The organism is Methylosinus sp. LW3 (assembly GCF_000527115.1).
In the GTDB taxonomy this organism is placed as follows: domain Bacteria; phylum Pseudomonadota; class Alphaproteobacteria; order Rhizobiales; family Beijerinckiaceae; genus Methylosinus.
In genome coordinates, this window is the sequence record NZ_AZUO01000001.1 from 3,971,667 (window position 1) to 3,987,826 (window position 16,160).

Consider the following 16,160-nt stretch of genomic DNA (forward strand, 5'->3'; position numbering starts at 1 on the left):
GGAAGGCTCTCCTTCCGCCTCGTGCGAGAAAAGGCGCGGCCGCTCAGAAGCGATAGGACACGCCGCCATTGAGCGCGGCGCCGGTCAGCTTCTCGCCGGTGCGATAATCGCCGCGCACAAAGCCGACCCAGCCGGTGTCGATGATCTGCGCCGAGACGCCGAGGCCGAATTGCGCGAAAGCGCCGGAGCGCGACACGGAGATCGGCACATAGGTGACGTTCTGCTGGAAGCTCTCCTTCAGATTGGTCTCGAACTCGTTCCAGCCGCTGACCGAGGCGAAGGGCTGGAAGGCGTATTTATTGTCGAGGACGAAGGAGGTTCCCGCCCGCAATCCGACGCGGCCGAGAGTCGAGCGCACCGTGTCGAGGACGAGATAGGCCGGCGTCGTGCCCGCCGCCACCTGCAGCCGATCGAAATCGACGCTGGTGACATTGATCGCGGCCGAGGGCTCGATGAACCAATCATTGGGCAGATCCCAATGATAGCCGAGCGAGGCGGAGCCCGCCCAGCCGCGGCCCTCCAGCGGCTTCTCGTTGAGGCCGGCGCGATAATTGGTGATGTCCGCGTTCCAGAAGTCGTGACGGAACTGCACATCGGCGAAGAAGCCGAAGCCGGTCGCCACCGCATAGACGCCGACGAAAGGCACGTCGAAACGCGTCCTCGTGCCGGAGCCGAGGAGATCATAGGAATTGGAGAGATATTGGCCGGCCATCACGCCGCCGTGCAGGTTGATCTGCGTGTTCTCTATGTTGGAGAGCGAGGCGTCGAGGCCGACCTGATAGCCGCTGTAGAGCGTGCGCGTCTTCTCATTGGTGATGGCGGTCCCGCCTGCGGCCGTCGGCGCGCTGGAGGAGCTCGCGAGATCGGAACGGCCGACGGCGGCGCGCGTCCAAATTCCGAAATCGACGGCGTTGGGCTTGGCGTCGGGATGCGATTGCACGAAGGCCGAGGCGCTCTGGAAGAAGCCGGTGGTCGCCGAGGCGACCGCCGAGGCGACGCTGCCGCCGATCGCCGACAGCGATCCGGTGTCGAGATTGGGGACGAGATACCATTGGCCGGGGGTGAGCTGCTGCAGGTTGAAGCTCACGAGGCCCGTGTTGAGCGCCTGCGCGGCGCCTATGCTGGTGGTGGCGTTGCCGAGCTGGAATGTCGAGGTCGAGCCGGGGTTGGTCTTGGCGATCAGAATCGGGCTGGCGAAAAAGCCGGTCTGATTCTGGAACGGATTGACGATCACCGTGGTGACATTGCCGGCGCCGGCGCCGTTCACCAGCAGCTCGCCGGCCCGCTGTCCGCCGAGATCGGCGAAGCGCGCCGCCACATTCAGCACGCCGCCGCCCGTGTAATTGCCGTTGACGGTGAGCGAATTGGCGAGCGCCGCCGCTGTCGCGCCATTGGCGACCACCTGATTGGCCGCGGCGAGATCGAGCGTTCCATTATTGGTGAGATTGCCGGCGATGATGGAATTGACCGTCGAATTGGTCGTGCGGTCGCCGAGCGCGATCGTCGCATTATTGACGACGCTCGTCGCGCCGAGCGTGCGGCCATGGCCGAGCGAGACGCCGATCCCCTGGAACTGCGCGCCCGCCGTCGCGTCGCCGACGGAATTGTTCGTCAGCACGCCGATATTGGTGTAATCGCCGGCCCCGACGATGAGCGCGCCATTGCCGTTATTGTCGAACTTGCCGCCATTATTGGCGAGCGCCGCGGTGACATTGAATGTCCCCGTATTGGTCACGCCGCCGCCGATGGTTCCGGCGGCGTTGACCTTGCCCTGATTGACGAAGCCATTGGTCGTCAGCAGCGCGCCGCCGAAAATCGCGATCGTCGAGCCGGCGGCGTTCGTCGCGCTGGTCGCAGAGAGCGTGCGGCCGGAGGCGATCGTCACACCGGTGGCGGCGGTGGAGCTGTTGGTCAGCGCGCCGACGCCCGTGTAATCGCCGCCGGAGACGGCGAGCGTTCCCGCGCCGCCATTTGCGAAATCGCCGCCGCCATTGGCGAGCGCGCCGGTCACGGTGAATGTTCCCGTATTGGCGACGCCGCCGGCGATCGAGCCCGCCGCATTGGCGAGATTCGTGTTGTTCAAGCCGCCGGTGAGCGCGCCCGTCGAGGTCAGCGTTCCGGCATTCTGGATCGCCGCGCCGGTGGAGGCCAGCGTTCCCGCATTGACGATCGTCGCGCCGGCGCTGTTGGCGACGCCGCTCGCGCTCAGCGTGCGGCCGGCCGCGATGGAAACGCCCGTGGCCGCCGTGGAGCTGTTCACGAAGGCGCCGATATTCGTGTAGTCGCCGCCGGTGACGAACAGCGTCCCGGCGCCATTATTCGCGAAGCTGCCCGCGCCATTGACGAGCGCGCCCGTGACGGTGAAGGAGCCCGTATTGGTCACGCCGCCGGCGAGCGAGCCGGTGACATTGGCCGGTCCGCTATTCGTCAGACCGCCGGTCAGCGAGCCGGCGAGCTGATTAAAGGCGCCGGCATTATTCAGGCCGCCGGTGACGGCGCCGGAATTATTGAGCGTTCCAGCGTTCTGAATCACATTTGCGGAAGCGAGCGCGCCGAAATTAGCGATGGTCGCGCCGGCGGTGTTGGTCACATTGGCCGCCGAAAGCGTGCGGCCCGCCGACACGGACACGCCGGTCGCGGCGGTCGAGCTATTCGTCAGAGTGGCGATATTGGCGTAGTCACCGCCGGTGACAAAGAGCGTTCCCGCGCCATTATTGGCGAAATTGCCCGCGCCATTGGCGAGCGCGCCGGTAACGGTGAAGGAGCCCGTATTGGTCACGCCGCCGGCGATGGAGCCAGCCGCTTTCGTCACGCCCGCCGCGGCGTTGACCAGCCCGCCAGTGACGGCGCCCGTCGTCGTGAAGGAGCCGCTATTGGCGACGCCGCCATTGACGCTTCCACCATTGGTCGCCGTCGCGCTATTGGTCAGCCCGCCATTGAGGATGGCGCCGGCATTATTGTTGAGCGTCCCCGTATTGACGAGGCCGCCGTTCAGCGTTCCGCCATTATTATTGTTGACGAGGCCGGCGTTCTGGATCGCGGCGGCCGAGGTGATCGTCGCATTATTGTTGATCGTCCCGCCGGCGCCCACGGTGAGCGCCGCGGCCGTCACCACGCCGCCGGCGTTATTCGTCAGAACGCCGCCATTGACCGCGAAGGTCGTCGTCGCGCCGATGGTCCCGCTATTGGTGATGAGGCCGCCGGTCTCGTTGATCGCATTGGCGGCGATCGCGCCGCCGATATTCTGAATCGAGCCCGCGGCCTGCGTGAGCGTTCCATTCACCGCGAGACTGCCGCCGGCGATGGTGATCGCGCCATTATTGTTCAGCGCGCCGATGTTGGTGAAGCTTCTCGAATTGACGTCGAGCGTCGCGCCGGCATTGTTGTTGACCGTGGAGCCATTGTTGGCCAACGCGCCATTCAGCGTAAACTTGCCGCTATTGTCGATCTGCCCATTAATCGCGCCGGACGCGAACACCGTGCCGGCGACGCCATTGACGAGGCCGCCATTGACGGTTCCGCTCGTCGTCAGCGTTCCGCCGGTGACGGTCGCGCCATTGTTGATCGTGCCCGTCGAGGTCAGCGTTCCGGCGAGGACGAGCGCGCCGCCGTCCAGCACGCCGGCGTTGGTCGCCGTTCCCGAGGTCGTCAGCAGCCCTGTGAGCGTGGAGGAAGCGAACAAATTCTGAAAGGTTCCGGCGACGTCATTGGTCAGCGCGCCAACCCATACGCCGCCATTGGCGATGGTTCCGCTCGAATTGACGGCGTTTCCGATCCAGGTCGACGCACTGGTGATCGAGCCACCCGTGTTGGAGACGCTACCGAACCACGCGCCCTGATTGACGATCTTTGCACCGGCCGAGTTCGACAGCACATTTCCGGTCCACTGGCCTGTCGTTAGGTTGGTCACCGTCGCTGCAGCGCCGGAATTGATGAGATCGCCGTTGTAGATGCCGGAATTGAAAACCGAGCCGGTATTGGTGAGCGCGTCATTGACCTTGCCGCCGACCAAGACCGAGATCGCGCCTGAGTTGGTCACACCGCCGAGCGCGGTGAGCGTCGCCGAAGCTCTGACGATGATCAAGCCGGCGTTGTCCACGGTCAGGGAGCTTGAAGCGCCGGAGACCGTTCCCTTTGAAATATCGACGGTCGCGCCGGCCGAGTTCTGCACCGAATCGGTCTTCAGATCGCCGGTGACGTTGAACGATCCAGCGAGATTTTTCACAATCCCATTGATCGCGCCCTGCGCCTGGGTCGTTCCCGAATTGGTCAGCCCGCCATTGACCACGCCCTTGGTGGTGAATGTCCCGGCCGTCACAGCGACGCCGCCGCTGATCGTCGCGCCGACGGCGTTGGTCGCCGTTCCCGAGGTCTTCAGCCCGCCGGTGACATTGCCGCCGGCGTAGTTGCTGAAGGTCGCGGAATTGTCGACCGAGCCGGAGATCGTCGCATTATTGTCGAGCCGGCCGCCGGTGACCGCGACGGCGCCGATGATCTGATTATTATTGGTCAGCAGGCCGCCGGTCACTGAAGCGCCGCCATTGAGCGCGCCCGCATTGGTCGTCGTTCCCGCGGCCTGAGTCAGCAGGCCGGAGACAACGCCGCCCGAAAGATTGTCGAACGCGCCGGAATTGGCGACTGTTCCGGTGATCGTTCCGCCGTTCTTCAGCTGGCCGAGATTATTGCCGACATTGCCGGTCCAGGCGCCGCGATTGTCGATGGAGCCGGTATTGGCGCCGGCGTTGACATTGCCGATCCAATTGGCGCCCGCCTCATTGACGATCGTACCCTTATTGGCGACGACATTGCCCTGCCAGACGCCGGTCGGGGCTTTGTTGGTCACCGTGCCGGCCGCATTGTTCTGCAGATTCGCCGCCACCAAGCCGCTGTTGTTGACGACTCCATTGTTGACGAGATCATCAGTGAGGCGGCCGCCGGCTTCTATGGTGACGGTTCCCTGATTGGTGAGGTTGTTGGTCCCCGCATCGACCGTGCCGCCGGTCTTGATCAGCAGCGCTCCATCGACATTGATGGCGCCGGCGTGATTGGCGGCCGTGCCGATTGCGCCGCCAGCGGCGACGGCGAGGCCGGAACCGGCGTCGATCTGAGTCGTTCCCGAATAGATGTTCTGCCCCGTGACGGTCAGCGTCTTGCCGCCCGAGACCTGCGCCGACAATTGGCCGGCGCCGTCGCGCATCTGGCCCACGAAGGTCGAATCCGCGCCGAGGCCGAAGGTCAGCTTCGAGGCGGCGCCATTGGTGGTGACGGTTCCCTGCCCGCCGACGCCGGAGACAGTGGCGTTGAATCCGTTGAGATCGAAGGTCCCGCCCCAATTGACGGTGAGCGCGCTATTGGCGCTGAGGCCCTTCGCGCTGTTCAACCGCAATGTGGCACCGTCGACCAATGTGGCGCCGGAATAAGTATTAGCGCCCTCGAGATTGGTCGTGCCCGCGGTCAACCTCAAGCCCGTGGAGCCAGAGATGCTTTCGACTGCGCCGCCAACCGAGATAATTCCACCGAAAGATGAGACAGCTATATCGGTGCTGGTCAGCGTCCCATTGCGAATGCGGCCGCCAGCGAGATAGATGGTGTCTATCGTCTGGTTGAAGCCGTTGAGGTCGAGTTTTCCAAGAACACTGGTCGTACTTTTTTGGCTGAAGGCGTTGGCGGTGCCGGCTTTCAATGTCGCAGCGGAGTCGATAATCGTTGGGCCGCCGTAGGTATTCGCGCCCGCCAGCGTCAGCACGCCGCCCGATGTCTTCACATTGATCCCGACCTGACCGGCGACGCCGTCCTGGATCACGCCTGAATAAGTCGTATCGACGGAATTGTTGGTCGTGACCGTGGCGAGGCCGCCGCCATTATTGGTGATGACGCCCTTGGATGAGCCCGTCAGATTATTGGCGGTGAAACTGAAGCTATAGGTGTCGAGCGTCGCCGCGGTCGTCGCGTCCTTGCCGACATTGAGTCCGCCCTGCAGGCCCGAGACTGCGCCCGCGCTCTGCGCATTGCCGAGCCGCAGCGTCCCTCCGTCCACCGAAGCGGCGCCCGCACTGGCGACCGTCGCGAGAGTGGGCGCGAGAACCACGGTTCCGGTGTTGGTCGCCGATCCGAAATGCGCCGTCGTCCCGGCCCCGCCCTGCAAGGACAGCTGCTTGCCCGCGCCGGGCGCGATGGTCAGTGTCGAGCCGGCGCCGGCGCCGATGGTTCCGGACACGCCGGGATCGATCTTGACGTTCTGGGTCAAAAACTGCGCGCTGGCGCCGGCGGCGAGTTGGAAGGCCGGCGCCGCCACGCCGCCGGCGACGAGCGAGAGATCGCCGCCGCCGAGCGCCCCCGCATTGGCGACCGAGAGCGTCCCGCTCTTCACCTGCGTCTGGAATTGATTATTTGCGGCGTTGCTCAGCGTGACCGCATTCGCGCCGGCGTCGACGACGACGTTGAGATTGCCCGCCGTATCCACGATCTTATTCGCATAAGCGGCGTTGCCGGCGCCCGCGACGGTCTGATCGAGCGTCAGCGTTCCGCCATTGGCGCGAATGTCGCCCGAGAGCGCGCCAGCGCCCAGAGTGATAAGCCGATTGGTCCCGGACAGATCGAGCGCGACGCCGGCCGAGCCGCCCGCCCCGCCGGCTGCGCCGCCGGCGATCGCGCCGGAATTGGTGATTGTGAGACCGGAGCCGACGATCGCGGCGCCCCCATTGCCCGAGGCCGAGCCGCTGGCGCCGAGCCCGCCCGCGCCGCCCTTTATGGCTCCCGAGTTGACGATCGTCCCGCCGGCGATCGCCGAAAGGCCCGCTCCTCCGGCCCCGCCCGTCCCGCCGACGCCGGTGGCGGTCACCCCGCCGACGCCGCCGGCGCCGCCCACGATCGAGCCGACATTGGTCACGGTTCCGAGCGCCCCGACAGCGGAAATAGCCGCGCCGCCCGTGCCGCCGGCGCCGCCATTGCCGAAGAGAGAGGCGCTCTTTCCGCCGGCGCCGCCGGCCCCGCCGACAGCCGCGCCATTGATATTCACATCAGACCCGGAGCCGGTGAACAGAAATGCCGAGCCGCCGCCGCCGCCCGCGCCGCCATTGCCGGCGGCTCCTGTCGCCGAGCCGCCGTTGCCGCCGGCCCCGCCCGTCGTCGTCGCGCCGACGGCGACACCGCTGAACACGCCCGCGCCGCCGGTCATAACGGCGAGATTGCCGCCCGCGCCGCCGCCGCCGCCGGAGCCCGTTCCCGAGCCGCCGGCCCCGCCCGCGCCGCCGGGGTTGCCCACGAGGTTGGCGACGGCTGTCGCGCCGACAAAGGTAAAGGCGGTCGCGGCGCCCGCGCCGCCGCCGCCGCCTTGATCGGCAGGCCCATTCGCCCCAGCGCCGGCCGGGGCGGTTCCGCCTGGCGCACCGCCGCCGCCCGCGCCGCCTTTGGCGTTGACGCCACCGCCACCGCCGCCGCCCGCGGCGTTGGTCGCATTGCCGCCCGCCGTTCCGACTCCGGCGCTATTCGTCGTTCCCGCCGTTCCGCCGCCCGGATTGCCGCCGGCCCCGCCCGCCTGCTGCGCTTGCGCCGGCGAAAGGCCCATGGAAAGCGCGATGCTGAGCGCCGAGACGCCGAGCAGGAGCCCGCCTCTATGAGAACTGCCGATCGAAAGGCCCGAGGACGGGGAACGCACGCTATTGCCGTGACGGCCGGACAAACGGGTCATTCGATAGTCTCCAGAACTCGTCGAAATTCAAACGACAAAATCACGTCGAGCGAGGCCGACGCGGGCCGACTCGCGCATTTCCAGTTGTGCGATTTCTATTTTCGATCCGGGAGCGCAGCAAGGCCACAGCTGCGCGTCCAGCGAGCGGCGGGGCTGCGGAGCGGGCGGAAACGCCTACTAAGTGAATTACTTAAGTGTTTCTATGAATTTCTGTTTTTTGTCTCGCGCTCGGCGAATTTCAACGGCTGTGGCAATTATGCCACAGATCGTCAATGCTCCCGCGCAAGCGCATCCAGCGCCGGCGCGAGGCCGCGAAACGAGACGGGCAGCGCCGCATCCTGCCCGGCCGCGCTCTTGAAGGCGATGCGTCCCATCCCGTCGTAGGTCCGCCAGCGGGCGAGAATCGGCTCGGCGAGAGAAACGCTGGCGAAACATCCCGCTGCGGCGCAGCGCCGCCAGACGAGATCGAGCGGCTGCGGATCGGCGTCGCTCACCGTCACGCGCGGCGCCGCGTGAAAGGCGACATCGACCGGCACGACGATCGTCATGGAGAGCCCTTGCGCGCCATCCGGCTTGCCGAAGGCGATTTCCGCGATCGTCGCGCTCTTGTCCTTGACGAGGACGGATTGCAAAATCTCGCAGCTACGATGCGCCGTCTGCCCGCCTCCGGCCGCCAGGCAACGCAGCCGCCAATCGCCGAACACGCGCGGCGCCTCTCCTGCGGGAGAAGCGGCGGGCGCCTTCGCCGGCGGCGCCGCACGCGCGCTCGGCCGGTCCAGCGCATGGGCGACGGAAATCTGCAGAAGCAGGACGAGAGCCGATGCGATAGGACGAGCCATGACGAGCCTCGACGCGCGAAGACGATCGGATAGGCGATTGGGTCTTAGGTAGCCTAGGCGCGGCTGTCGCTCAAGGTAGTGCAGCGCTCGAGCTTCCCAACATGGCGCGGCGGCAAAGGTAATTGACTAGGAAATCTTTTCGAGATAGTTTCCAAGGAAAGTAATTGAGAGCTTCTCGTCATGCCGTCCCGCATCCCTGATCTCACCGATCATCTCGGCTACTGGCTGCGCCAAGTCTCCAATCACGTCTCGCTCGGCTTCGCCCGAAAGCTCGCCGACAAGGATGTGACGGTCGCCGAATGGGGACTGATGCGAAGTCTCTACGAGCGGGAGCCGACCTCGCCCAGCCGGCTCGCCAGCGAGATGAGCCTGACGCGGGGAGCGGTCACCAAGCTGGCCGACCGCCTCATCGCCAAGGCGCTCGTCATGCGTGAAGCGAGCGAAGTGGACGGACGCGCGCAAACGCTGCGGCTCACCAGCAAAGGCGCCGGCTTCGTGCCCGAGCTGGCGGCCCTGGCCGACGAGAATGAGATCGCGTGCTTCGGGAGCCTCTCCGCCGAAGACCGACGCGTCCTCGAGCGGATTTTGCGCGAAACGGTCGCGCGACTGGGCCTGACGAAAATGCCCCTCGATTGAACGCCCTCCCCCCCAATAGCCGAAGGAGCAACCATGGACGCTGGAATATCCGAAGTCGCCGAATACTGTCTGCGGGCGGCCGAGAGCAATAGTCTGAGCTTTCCAGAAATTGTCGGGAAGCTGATGCAGGCGGGATTCGAAAGCTATTCGATCGATTTTCGCCGCGCGACGGCGACCTATTATCTGCCCGACGGCGAAAGCGTCGTCCTTGCGACGCATCGCCATCACACGCCGATCGCCGCCGCGCTGAACGGCGCGGCTCTGCGAGCAGCGATCGAGGAAGCGCAGCATTCGGCTTCGGGCTACACCTATCTCGGTTTCTGCGAGAAGGTCATGACAGGCGGTTGCGCAGGCTATCTGGTGTCGTTCTCCGGGCGCCGCGCCGTCTATTTCGGCCGCACGGCGGAAACGCATGTCGAGCCCTTCCCTCAGCGCTGATGCGATTCGGGAGCCTGCCCTCCGGCGGGCTTTTCGTTTCCCGCGCGTCTCACCTAAGCGTGCTTGATTTCACTTCATATTTTCTGCGACCGGCACGCTCCCGTGTTAAAGATGTTGGAAGCTTCCGAGCCGGCCTTGTGATTCCGCAGTATGAAGAAAATGCCGCTGATCGATTATAGGGAGCGGGGAGTCTCGATGTACCAATGTTACAAGGCGGCACGCTCGTCAATTTCGCTGACTATATGGTGCTCGCTATGAGAGAACGCGCAAGACAAAAAGGAAATACCCTGTTTTCAATCTTATATTTAAATACAGCTATTCTTTGCGCGTTATTATTTATGATGAGGCTCGTCGAACAGGCGACAAACATCGACGTGTCTTATATTAAGATAACTATATTTATATATTATATATCAACATTTATATTTTATTTATATGAAATAGTGTGCAATTTTAGATCCTATTTTTATGCATACGCGCAAGTCGTGCGCAAGCGTTCTTTATTTGGTCCTAGCCTATGGTTTTTTGTCGTCGGCTGCGTGTGCCTTTTATTTTTACTAGCGACTTTGATCATGATCGCGGCGTTTGATGAAAAGTTCAAATCATATATTACTGATGGGTCCATTAGATGGTTAATAACATTAAATATTGCAGCAGGAGCAGATATCATTTTTTTTGGAATTTATGCGTGTTGCGTGCTAGGAGCATATAGAAATATGCGAAGATCGGTGTTTAGCAGATACCCGTGATATCTCAATATAGACAGCACGAACGGAGACATTTTGATGTAAACTTCGCTTTTTTCTCAACAACACGAGTCTGTTTGGATCCGATCAGTCGGACTAGTATGATATATACTACTACGAAATAAATGTAAGTAGTCGATTTCGTGGGGTTCGACATAACATTTACGACACGGGAATAGGCGCCGCGGCTTACTATGCTGAACGAAGTGGAGCTGTTGGCGCTTTTGCTTCGTGTAAAACAGCGGTCTGAACCCGTGTCCGTCACGTCGCTGGGGTAGCACAATTTGCTACGATCATAAGCGCGCGCGATTTTCATACGTCCACATCGGCGATCTCCGCGAGAATCGGGCCGCCTCTATTGGACTCACAGCCCATTCATCCGATTCAACTTGTCCTCGGACCGACACTAAGCGGAAGGCGCCGCGCGTCCGCTCCTCAAAACCCATCGCCGCCGGCGCTGGCCACCGGTGCGATCGAGGTGAGCGCGGCGAGGGCGATGGCGACGACAAGCAACAGGGTCGCCGCCAGCGGCAGGCGGGAGGTGGTGATCTCGTCCTTCGGATGCACGGATTCGGCGCGCTTATAGCCCGTGACCATGGCGCGCACGAGATTCTCGCGCTTCACCAGCACATAGGCGATCACCGCCGCGACATGAATGAAGACCGCCGCCGCCAGCACATAGAATCCCTTCCTGTGCAAAGAGGTGAGCAGCAGGCTCGTCTCCTTGCTCACCGCGCCGGCGAAGGGACCGACGTTGAAAATCTCGTCATTGGCGAAAAGGCCCATGGTCGCTTGCGCCAATAGGCCGAGCAGCAGACCTACGACCATCAGCGCGCCGAGCGGATTATGCCCGGCGTAGAGCGGCGCCCCACCGCGCAGCAGGCCTCGCGCATAGAACCACGCCTCCCGCGGATGCCGCAGAAAGCTCGCGAAGCGCGCGTGCTTGGCGCCGAAGAGGCCCCAGAGCACGCGAAACACGACGAGCGTGAGGACGGCGTAGCCGAAGCGGACATGCCAGTCGAACCAGGCGACGCCGAGCCTGTTGGTCACATAGGCGCCGATGAAAGAGACGACGAGCGACCAGTGGAACAGCCGCACCGGCAAATCCCACACCAGACGCTCTGCTTTTTGCGCGTCCGCCGCCCCTGTCTCGGGCGGCCTGTCGATCACCGTCATCTTACGTCTCGTCGCGCTATGTCGGGCCTGACTACTTCGCCTTGTAGGAGTCGTGGCAGCCCTTGCAATCCTGGCCGAGATTGGCGACCGCGGTCTTGAAGGCTTCCGTCGCGCCCTTCTCCTTGCCGATCGCATCGGCGAAGACATGGGCGTCCTCCTTGAACTTGGCGAGCTTCTTGTCGAATTCCGCCTTCTCTTTCCAGATTTCGGCTTTCGCCTTGCTGTCCGGCTCGCCGACATTGGAGACATCGGGGAAGGACTCGTCGAGCAGGCCGGCGAGATAGGCGATGCGCTCGGAGCGCTTCTTGGCCTCCGCCTCGTCATAGGGGGCGTTGCCTCTGGCGACGCCGCCGAACCAGCGGAAGAAATTGCCGATCAGCACGAATTCCGCCTTGCGATTCTCCACCGCGATTTTCGCCGGCGTGGGGCCGGGCGCCTGCGCGGAGGCGGAATTCAGAGCGACGCAACCGGCGATGAGCGCGCCGCCGAGGAGAGCGAGCGAGCGCTTCGAATACAGACTCATGATCGTCCCTTTTATGCTGAGGTTGAACGCTAGGCTCAAATCTTGCTGGGTTTGTGGCTCTCCTGCCACTGCCGCACGAATTGGAGCGTCTCCGAGACATGCTTGATCGGGTCTGAGCTGACATAGGTCAAGCCGATTTTGCCGTCCGGCGTCACGACGTAAGAGATGCGGTCGGAAACCGCGTCGCCATTCTGCGTCGGACGGTCGCGCTTTGCGTCATAGGCGTTGATGACGGAAAAATTCGCGTCCGCCGCGACGGGGAACTTGTCGCGGCACTCTTTGGTAGAGAAATCGCGCTGCGTCTCGATCGTATCGGCGGAGACGCCGATCAGCGAAGCGCCAGCCGCGGCGAAATTGTCGTAATTCTCGGCGAACTCATGCGCCTCGATCGTGCAGCCGCGCGTGAAGGATTTGGGGTAGAAGTAGAGGACCACGGGGCCTTTCTTCAACGCCTCGGCCAGAGAGAAGACGAAGTCCTTTCCGCCTATGGCGGCGGGGGCGCTGAAATCGGGCGCCGAGGCGCCCGTCTTCAACGCAGCGGAGGCCGGGGCGGCCGCGAGAGCGACCGAGAGAGCGGTGAAAATCGCGAGCTTACGCATCTTGGCCTCACTTGGCGCCAGAGTTGGGAGCCGCCGCGGCGGCAGGGGCGGCGGCGGGAGCAGCAACCGCAGCCGTCGCGGCGGGAGCCGGCGGCGCGATCTTGGTCAGAGTTCCGCCCTCGTCCTGATAATCGAGCACGCCGATCGCGCCGACGACATGAAAGCCGAGGCCGGCGAGAATATCGCCGACGGCGCCGGCGCGATGCGCGCGATTGGACACGGTGACGATGAGACGGTCACGCGGAATATAGGAGAGATATTTCTGAACCTCTTTGGTCTGGATGCTCAGATAAACCGGGAAGCCGCCGACCTTGGTCAGCTCGTCGGGCCGGCGAATGTCCAGAACCAGAAGATCCTCCGGCTTCGCCAGCAGAGCGTCGAAGGCGGCGCGATTGAGGCGCAGGGTCTTGTAGGTATAGGCCGGATCATTCTGCGGCGTGACGGGCGCCGCGGCGGGGGCGGCGGGCGCAGTGGCTTGCTGCGCATCGGCGCCGGCGACGAAAAACGCCACGCCGAGCGCCAGGCCGAGGAAGAGCGTCGAGGCTCTCATGCTATTTCCTTTTCTCTCTCAGGCGCGCAGACGCGCATTGAAGAAATCGACGGTGCGTTTCCAGGCGAGCTCGGCGGCCGCGGCGTCATAGCGCGGCGTCGTGTCATTATTGAAACCATGCTGCACGCCCGGATAGACGAAAGCCTGATAATCGACATGCGCGGCTTTCAGCGCCGTCTCATAGGCCGGCCAGCCGGCGTTGATGCGATCGTCGACGCCCGCATATTGAATGAGCAGCGGGGATTTGATCTTGGCGACCTCCTCGGCCGGCGGCTGGGCGCCATAGAAGGGAACGCCGGCCGCGAGATCGGGCAGCTTGGTGGCGAGGAAATTGACGACGCCGCCGCCATAGCAGAAGCCGACCGCGCCGACCTTGCCATTGCCGATCGGGCAGGTCTTCAGCGCGCCATAGGCGGCGATGAAATCATTGCGCGTTTTGGCCTGATCGAGCTTGGTGAAGAGCTCGCGGGCCTTGTCCTCGTCGCCCGGATAGCCGCCGAGCGGCGCCAGCGCGTCCGGCGCGAAGACGACGAAATTGGCCAGCGCGAGGCGGCGGGCGATGTCCTCGATATGCGGATTGAGGCCGCGATTCTCGTGGATGACGAGGACGGTCGGCAGCTTGCCTTCCACCTTGGCGGGCTGGACGAAATAGCCCTTCACCGTTCCAGTTCCGTCTGGCGAAGGAACCTCGAGCGTCTTGCCGACGATGCGCGGATCGTCCTTCTTGACGACCTCCGCCTCGGCGAAGCGCGGCAGCAGCTCGTCGAGGAAGGCGGTCGCGGCGGCGGCGCCGATGGCGATCTTCTTGGCGCCCTCGACAAAGCCGCGACGGTCGATGTCGCCATGCACGAAGAGATCGAAGAGCTTCAATATTCCGGGCGGGAACTCGTTTGCGGTCTTACGCGTCATGGGTCTGTTCCTCGGGTCTCTCAACGTGCGAGTCGGGGCTTGTAAATTTCGTGGCAGGTTTTGCAGACTTGCGTCGCCTCGCGCGCGGAAGCGGCGGCGGCGTCGAACTCACCTTTGTCGACCTTGGCGACGACATCGGCGATGAGGCGCGATCCGTCACGGGAGATCGCCACCGCGTCGTCCTTGCCGCGCTTGGCGAAATAATCTTCCGTATAACGGAATCCGTCGAGCAGCACTTCCGCATCCTCTTTCGCGGCCTGCGAATTTTGCGCGGTGATGTCCGGCTCGAAATATTTGATCGTCTTTTCGAGATCGCGCATCAGATCGTCGTCGTAATCGCGCAGGTCCAAGGCGGCCAGCGCCGGCGTGGCGATCAGGATCGCGCAGAGGGCGAGACGCGCGTAAGAATTTCGATAAGCTGAGATGCGGCTCATGGCGCTTTCTTACAATCCTGCCTCGAGGTTTCGTCTGTGCCGAGGACGCGCCGCTGCGATCTCGCGACGCGCGCCGCGAGCTCGATCGGCGTGTCGCGCCGGAGCCTCGCGGGCTCCGGCGAGTCTGATCAGGCAAGAATGTCGTTCACGACCTTGCCGTAAACAACCGTCGGACGCTCGGCGCGGCCGGCGCGCAGATAGATCGTCTTGAGGTGATCGAGGCCGAGGAGCTGCAGCACGGTCGCATGCAGGTCATAGGTGTCGACCGGATTCGCGACGGTCTTGAGGCCGATCTCGTCGGTGCGGCCATAGGTGAGGCCATGCTTCAGGCCGCCGCCGGCGAGCCATTGCGTATAGCCCCAGGGATTATGGTCGCGACCGTCGCCGCTCTGGCCGTAAGGCGTGCGGCCGAACTCCGACGTCCATACGATGAGCGTATCGTCGAGAAGGCCGCGCGACTGGAGGTCAGCGAGCAGGCCGGCGACCGGCTTGTCGATCGCGCGCGCATGGGCGCTGTGATTGCTCTCGAGCTGGCGATGCGCGTCCCAGCTGGCGTCGTCGCCCTGGCCGAGACCCGCGATCGGACCCGACACGACATGCACGAAGCGCACGTTGCGCTCGACGAGACGACGGGCGCGCAGCAGCACCGTGCCCATGTCGCGCGTCGCCTCGTCATCGAGGCCGTAGAGCGCCTTGGTGGCGGCGGTCTCTTTGGAGAGATCGACGGCCTCGGGCGCGGTCGCTTCCATGCGATAGGCGAGATCATAGGAATTGGTGCGCGCGGCGAGCTCGCTGTCCTGCGGCCGCGCAGCGGAGCGAATATCGTTCAGCTGATGCAGCAGGTCGAGGCTCTCGCGCTGCTGCTGCAGGCCGATCAGCTCCGGCGGCGCCTGATGCAGGATCGGCTGCGCGCCCGGACGGAAGGCCGTGCCCTGGTAGACCGCCGGCAGGAATCCCGAGCTCCAATTGACCGAGCCCGCGCGCGGCTCGCGCTGGCCGCCATAGAGCACGACATAGGGCGGCAGATCGGGATTGGCCGAGCCGAGCGCATAAGCGACCCAGGCGCCGAGCGACGGCCGGCCGGGGGAAAGATCGCCGGTGTTGAGCTTCAGGATCGAGATGTCATGCGTGGCGCCGACGGTGACGCTCGATTTGACGAAGGTCAGCTTGTCGGCCTGTTGCGCGAGATTCGGCAGCAGGTCGGAGAACCAGGCGCCGCTCTGGCCATATTGCTTCCAGCTGCGCTTGTTGGAGACGAAGAGCTTGCCGACGCCGCCCTGTGTCGAGGTCTTGATGCCCTCGAGGAAGGAGGCCGGAATGTCCTGGCCGGCGAGGCGCTCGAGCTCGGGCTTATAGTCATAGAGATCGAGCGTGCTGGGCGCGCCGTCCATATGCAGCCAGATGACCGATTTCACCTTCGCCGGAAAATGCGGCTGCTTGGACGCCAGCGGATCGACGAAAGTCGCCGCATTGGCCTGCGGAACGCCGAGCCAGCCGCCGCCCGGCATCATGCCGCCGACGGCGAAACCACCCACTCCATAGGCTGCGCTGCGCAGCCATTCGCGACGCGATGTCTTGATGAGCATTTGTCTGCTCCCCTCGGTTCAGATTGCTGTGGTG

11 protein-coding genes are annotated in these 16,160 nt (G+C 63.9%); 2 read left to right on the plus strand and 9 right to left on the minus strand.

From position 1 onward, the window contains the following. Positions 1-43: 43 nt before the first annotated feature. Both METLW3_RS0120045 and METLW3_RS0120050 read right to left on the minus strand, forming a co-directional pair. Entirely contained in the window at positions 44-7,690 is a 7,647-nt protein-coding gene (locus METLW3_RS0120045; protein WP_024881593.1) for a hypothetical protein, read from the minus strand. Between the two features lie 269 nt (positions 7,691-7,959). Next, on the minus strand, positions 7,960-8,529 hold the full coding sequence (locus METLW3_RS0120050) for an invasion associated locus B family protein (protein ID WP_024881594.1): 570 nt from the start codon (positions 8,527-8,529) through the stop codon (positions 7,960-7,962). Between the two features lie 180 nt (positions 8,530-8,709). Here METLW3_RS0120050 and METLW3_RS0120055 point away from each other — a divergent pair, with 180 nt between their 5' ends. Both METLW3_RS0120055 and METLW3_RS0120060 read left to right on the plus strand, forming a co-directional pair. Beyond that, positions 8,710-9,165 (plus strand): MarR family transcriptional regulator, encoded by a 456-nt coding sequence (locus METLW3_RS0120055; protein WP_024881595.1) that lies wholly within the window; start codon positions 8,710-8,712, stop codon positions 9,163-9,165. A gap of 33 nt (positions 9,166-9,198) precedes the next feature. Then, the gene (locus tag METLW3_RS0120060) at positions 9,199-9,603 is read left to right on the plus strand and encodes a DUF1398 family protein (protein ID WP_024881596.1); all 405 of its coding nucleotides are present in this window, start codon (positions 9,199-9,201) and stop codon (positions 9,601-9,603) included. Positions 9,604-10,784: 1,181 nt separating this feature from the next. Here the strand turns inward: METLW3_RS0120060 and METLW3_RS0120065 are convergent. From METLW3_RS0120065 to METLW3_RS0120095, 7 genes are all read right to left on the minus strand, one after another. Next, positions 10,785-11,525, minus strand: a complete 741-nt coding sequence (locus METLW3_RS0120065) for a cytochrome b/b6 domain-containing protein (RefSeq protein WP_024881597.1) — start codon at positions 11,523-11,525, stop codon at positions 10,785-10,787. A gap of 31 nt (positions 11,526-11,556) precedes the next feature. Then, on the minus strand, positions 11,557-12,048 hold the full coding sequence (locus METLW3_RS0120070) for a cytochrome c (RefSeq protein WP_024881598.1): 492 nt from the start codon (positions 12,046-12,048) through the stop codon (positions 11,557-11,559). A 35-nt stretch (positions 12,049-12,083) separates the two neighbouring features. Beyond that, positions 12,084-12,647, minus strand: coding sequence for a peroxiredoxin (locus METLW3_RS0120075; RefSeq protein WP_024881599.1), 564 nt, complete (start codon positions 12,645-12,647; stop codon positions 12,084-12,086). Positions 12,648-12,654: 7 nt separating this feature from the next. After that, positions 12,655-13,197 carry a sulfurtransferase gene (locus tag METLW3_RS0120080; protein WP_024881600.1) on the minus strand — a complete coding sequence of 181 codons (543 nt, stop codon included), beginning with the start codon at positions 13,195-13,197 and terminating at the stop codon, positions 12,655-12,657. An 18-nt stretch (positions 13,198-13,215) separates the two neighbouring features. Then, positions 13,216-14,106, minus strand: coding sequence for a dienelactone hydrolase family protein (locus METLW3_RS0120085; RefSeq protein WP_024881601.1), 891 nt, complete (start codon positions 14,104-14,106; stop codon positions 13,216-13,218). Positions 14,107-14,126: 20 nt separating this feature from the next. After that, positions 14,127-14,540 (minus strand): hypothetical protein, encoded by a 414-nt coding sequence (locus METLW3_RS0120090; RefSeq protein WP_024881602.1) that lies wholly within the window; start codon positions 14,538-14,540, stop codon positions 14,127-14,129. Between the two features lie 128 nt (positions 14,541-14,668). Continuing rightward, the gene (locus METLW3_RS0120095; RefSeq protein ID WP_024881603.1) at positions 14,669-16,126 is read right to left on the minus strand and encodes a DUF1501 domain-containing protein; all 1,458 of its coding nucleotides are present in this window, start codon (positions 16,124-16,126) and stop codon (positions 14,669-14,671) included. Positions 16,127-16,160: the final 34 nt, after the last annotated feature.